Origin of the sequence: Actinomadura soli (genome assembly GCF_005889715.1) — a bacterium.
Lineage (GTDB): Bacteria > Actinomycetota > Actinomycetes > Streptosporangiales > Streptosporangiaceae > Spirillospora > Spirillospora soli.
Genome location: NZ_VCKW01000416.1, coordinates 1 through 4,767, shown reverse-complemented (window position 1 = coordinate 4,767; position 4,767 = coordinate 1). Strand labels below are relative to the sequence as shown.

The 4,767-nt window shown below is 69.5% G+C and carries 5 protein-coding genes; 3 read left to right on the top strand and 2 right to left on the bottom strand.

Annotation, left to right across the window (positions count from 1 at the left end; translation table 11 throughout):
* Positions 1-35 precede the first annotated feature (35 nt).
* A complete protein-coding gene (locus ETD83_RS45610) occupies positions 36-323 on the top strand; it encodes an AMP-binding enzyme (RefSeq protein ID WP_268920540.1) in 288 nt (95 codons plus the stop codon).
* Here the strand turns inward: ETD83_RS45610 and ETD83_RS39490 are convergent, their stop codons facing one another.
* A complete protein-coding gene (locus tag ETD83_RS39490) occupies positions 324-1,430 on the bottom strand; it encodes a PucR family transcriptional regulator (protein ID WP_138650354.1) in 1,107 nt (368 codons plus the stop codon).
* A 118-nt stretch (positions 1,431-1,548) separates the two neighbouring features.
* Here ETD83_RS39490 and ETD83_RS39485 point away from each other — a divergent pair, with 118 nt between their 5' ends.
* Together ETD83_RS39485 and pruA are read left to right on the top strand one after the other, a co-directional pair.
* Entirely contained in the window at positions 1,549-2,457 is a 909-nt protein-coding gene (locus ETD83_RS39485) for a proline dehydrogenase family protein (RefSeq protein WP_138650352.1), read from the top strand.
* 17 nt (positions 2,458-2,474) lie between these two features.
* Positions 2,475-4,106: an L-glutamate gamma-semialdehyde dehydrogenase gene (gene pruA / locus ETD83_RS39480; protein ID WP_138650350.1), complete on the top strand. Its 1,632-nt coding sequence runs from the start codon at positions 2,475-2,477 to the stop codon at positions 4,104-4,106.
* On the opposite strand, the gene ETD83_RS39475 is transcribed toward pruA, so the two are convergent.
* Entirely contained in the window at positions 4,054-4,608 is a 555-nt protein-coding gene (locus tag ETD83_RS39475) for a cytochrome P450 (RefSeq protein ID WP_205718149.1), read from the bottom strand. The genes pruA and ETD83_RS39475 overlap by 53 nt on opposite strands.
* Positions 4,609-4,767: the final 159 nt, after the last annotated feature.

The window sequence follows — 4,767 nt, the reverse complement described above, 5'->3', positions numbered from 1 at the left end:
GTTCACCTGGGGGTTCCGGGGCTGGGAGGCGTCCAATGGACCAGGCGGTTGCTCGTGCGCGGCAGCATTCGGTCGGAAATCTTCTGCATCGGACGGCGCGGCGGTATCCGGACAAGGTCGCCGTGGTCAGTGGGCAACGTCGGGTCACATTCGCGGAGTTCGACGCGGCGGTGAACGACGTTAGCGCGCACGTCCGGGAGCGGCTGGCCGGGTACAAGCGGCCCAAGTATGTGGTGTTCGCTGATTCATTGCCCAAGAACCCGAGCGGCAAGATTCTGAAGCGGGAGCTTCGGGCCCGGCACGGCGGGCTTGCCGAGTCCTGATCAGGAGTCTCTGGCTTGAGTGGGTTGGTCTAGGTGGGGGGAGAGGGTTAGGGCCAGGTGGAGGGTTAGGCGGTCTTGGCCGTTGGTGAGGGTGAGGGACGTCAGCTCTTCGATGCGGCGTAGGCGGTGGTAGAGGGTTTGGCGGTGGATGTTCAGGGCTTGGGCTGTCTTCTGGACGTTGCCCGCTAGGTCTAGGTAGGTGCGGGCTGTTTCGGTTAGGTCGGGGTGCTTGAGGAGTTGCTCGGTGCCCCTTGTTTGGGTTGTTTGGGCCAGGGCCTCGTCGCCTGCGGTGCGGAGGAGGCGGAGGACGCCCAAGGTCGTCCAGTCGCGGGTCTCGCCGGGGGCGGCGGCGCGGGCGGCGACGCGGGCGCGGAGCCAGCCCTCGTGGACGTGGTCGAGGGTGAGGCACGGGGAGTAGACGCCTGCCTGGACGGGGGCGTTGCGCTCTTCCAGGAGGCGGCGCGCTCTGTCGACCGTTGTGCGGGCGGCCGTCTGCGGGAGGACTAGGACGTGGTCGCGTTGCCAGACCGTTGTCAGGGCGGAGTGGGGGAGCAGCCACGGGTTGAGTGGCTCTGGGCTGGGGGTTCGTAGGACGGCGACTGTGAATGGTGGATCGGGGGCCGCGGCCTCTGTGAGTTCTGTCGCTGCTTGGGTGCGGGTGTCGGGGTGGGCGGAGAGGAGGTCGGCGACCTTCCAGCCGAGGTCGTCGCGTTCCCTTGCCTGGCGGGCCATGAGGTGGCCGGCGCGTTCGCAGAGGGGCATCGCGCGGGCCGCCTCGGTGCTGGTGATGCGCTCCTGGTCGTCCAGCAGCCAGAGGTAGCCGTAGGTGACGTTGTTCCAGCGGACGGGCAGGCAGAGGCGGCCGAGTTGGCCGACCGAGGTGTCGGCGGGGATGCGGACGGGGCCGGTGGCGCGGGCGATGCCGTGGCGTTCGAAGCGGGTGCGGACGGCGTCGGTGGCGCGGCGGTGCAGGATCGACTCCATCCGGACGGGGTCGATCGTGTCGCCGTGGGGTGCGTAGGCGACGAGGTGGAAGTCGCGGTCCTCCAAGGTCGCGGGGGCGTGGAGGAGGTCCGCCGCGTTCTCGGCGATCTCCTGGAGGTCCATGGGTTCTTCCCTTGTACGTTTGTATGAAGAAGTGAGTTCAGGAAAGTTACATCTGACTATACGAGGTGGGGGCGGGCGCTCTTAACGTGCGAGGTGTTCCTCGTTGATGGAGGGTCCGATGCTCAGTCCGTTGCTCCTCGCCGCCGCGCGCAGCCGGCGGATGCGCGGTCTCGTCACGTCCATGCCGCTGACCAGGGGGGTCGTCGACCGGTTCGTCGCGGGGGAGGACCTGGACGCGGCGCTCGGCACGGTCAGGGGGCTCGACGCCGGCGGCCTGCGGGTGACTCTTGATCATTTGGGGGAGGACACGAAGGACCGGGGCCAGGCCGAAGCCACCCGGGACGCCTATCTGGAGCTGTTCGCCGCTTTCGCGGAGCAGGGGCTCGCCGGTGGCGCGGACGCGTCGGTGAAGCTGTCGGCGCTCGGGCAGGCCCTGCCCGGGGACCTCGCGCTCGACCACGCGCGGGACATCTGCGCCGCGGCGGGACGGGTCGGCATGACCGTCACGCTGGACATGGAAGACCACACGACCGTGGACTCCACGCTGGAGATTCTCGGGAAGTTGCGCGTCGACTTCCCATGGGTCGGCGTCGCCATTCAGGCGATGCTGCGGCGCACTGATGGCGACCTCCGAGACCTGGTCGGGGACGGGTCGCGCGTGCGGCTGGTCAAAGGCGCCTACGCGGAGCCCGAGTCGGTGGCCCATCAGAGCAAGCGTGACGTCGACCGCGCCTATGTGCGTGGGCTGCGGACGCTCATGCGCGGTGACGGATATCCGATGGTCGGCAGCCATGACCCGCGGATCATCGAGATCGCGCTGGCGCTGGCCGCCGGGCGGTCGCCGTCCTCCTACGAGTTCCAGATGCTGTACGGGATCCGGACGGCCGAGCAGCGGCGGCTCGCCGAGGCCCACCAGATGCGCGTGTACGTCCCCTACGGCGCCGACTGGTACGGCTATTTCATGCGCCGCCTCGCTGAGCGTCCCGCCAATCTCGTGTTCTTTCTTCGTTCGTTCGTTTCCCGCTGAGCAGGAGGGTTCCCTTCATGGACGCCGTCACCAATGTTCCGACTCCGGCGAACGAGCCGGTGCGCGGCTACGCCCCGGGCAGCGCCGAGCGGGCTCGGCTCGAAGCGAAGATCGCCGAGCTGACCGCGGAGGCGCCGATCGACCTGCCCATGACGATCGGCGGGCGGCGCCGGCTGGGGGCGGGCCCGAAGGTCGCCGTCGTCCAGCCGCACAAGCACGCGTCCGTCCTCGGGACGTTCGGGACCGCGACGCAGGACGACGCCCGCGACGCCATCGCCGCCGCGCTCGACGCCGCGCCGGCCTGGCGGGCGCTGTCGTTCGACGACCGGGCCGCGATCTTCCTGCGGGCCGCGGACCTGCTGTCCGGGCCGTGGCGGGAGACGCTGCTGGCCGCGACGATGCTCGGGCAGTCCAAGACCGTCCAGCAGGCGGAGATCGACAGCCCGTGCGAGCTGGTCGACTTCTGGCGGTTCAACGTGCACTTCGCCCGCCGGATCCTCGCGGAGCAGCCGATCAGCAGCCCCGGCGTGTGGAACAGGTCCGACCACCGCCCGCTGGAGGGGTTCGTCTACGCGATCACCCCGTTCAACTTCACCGCGATCGCCGCGAACCTGCCGACCGCGCCCGCGCTCATGGGCAACGTCGTCGTGTGGAAGCCGTCGCCTACGCAGACGTACTCCGCTGTGCTGCTCATGCGGCTGCTGGAGGAGGCCGGGCTGCCGCCCGGTGTCATCAACCTCGTGACCGGTGATGGTGTTGCCGTCTCGGACGTCGCGTTGGAGCATCCTGATCTCGCGGGGATTCATTTCACCGGGTCCACCGCCACGTTCAAGCACCTGTGGAAGACGGTCGGGGCCAACCTCGACAAGTTCCGCGGCTATCCGCGCCTCGTCGGCGAGACCGGCGGCAAGGACTTCGTCGTGGCGCACCCGTCCGCCGACCCGGCCGTCCTGAAGACGGTGCTCGTGCGCGGCGCGTTCGAGTACCAGGGGCAGAAATGCTCGGCGGCGTCGCGCGCGTACGTCCCGCGGTCGATCTGGGACGGCGGGTTCAAGGACGCGCTCGTCGCCGAGGTCGACGGGCTCACCATGGGGGACGTCGCCGACCTGTCCAACTTCATCGGCGCGCTCATCGACGAGCGGGCCTTCGCCAAGAACAAGGCGGCCATCGAGCGGGCCCAGGCCGACCCCGACGTCGAGATCGTCGCCGGCGGGAACTGCGACGACTCGGTCGGATACTTCGTCCGGCCGACGGTGCTCGTGTCCGGCGACCCCGGCAACGACATCTTCCGCACCGAGTACTTCGGGCCGATCCTCGGCGTCCACGTGTACGACGACGACCGGTACGAGGAGATGCTCGCGCAGATGGAGTCCGTCGCCCCGTACGCGCTGACCGGCGCCGTCGTCGCGGACGACCGGGCCGCCGCCGCGTACACCGCCGAGGTGCTCCGGTACGCCGCCGGCAACTTCTACATCAACGACAAGCCCACCGGCGCGGTCGTGGGGCAGCAGCCGTTCGGCGGCGCGCGCGCGTCCGGCACCAACGACAAGGCCGGGTCGGTGTTCAACCTGCTGCGCTGGACGTCGCCGCGCTCCATCAAGGAGACGTTCGTCCCGCCGACCGACTACCGGTACCCGCACATGGGCTAAGCGGCCGCAATGCCCGTGGCTGGGAGCGACACCCAGCCACGGGTGAACGGGGACGCGATCCGTTCAGCGTTCTCTGTGTCGACGCCCACGTTCGGGTGCGCCTGGAGGATTCCTCTAGGGCGACGCGCGCTTGCAGCTTGGCCAGATGCGAGCCGATGCAGAAATGGACGCCGCTGGAAAAGCCCAAATGGCGCGGGATCTCCCGGGTGATGTCCAGATCGTTCGCGGACGGGCCGAACTCGCGCTCGTCCCGGTTCGCCGCGCCGAACAGCATCATCACCTTCTCGCCCGCCGGGATCTGCGTGCCGTGGAGCGTCACCGGCCGTGTCGTCGTCCGGGCCAGCGCCTGCACGGAGCCCTCCAGCCGCAGGAACTCCATCAGCGCGTTCGGGACGAGCGACAGGTCGGCGGCGAGCCGCTCGCGCTGCACGTGGTCGCCGTCCAGCAGGGCCACCCCGTGCGAGATCAGGTTCCCGGTCGTGTCATTGCCGCCCGCGACCATGACGACGCGCGGCGATCACATCGGTGAGGTAGCCGAACATCTCGGCCACCGCGTCCACCGACTCCGCCATCACCTACCACTTCGGCTCCCGCGCCGGCCTCCTCGAAGCCATCCTCCGCGCCGGCGTCACCCGCATGGAACCCGCCCGCGCCGCCACCC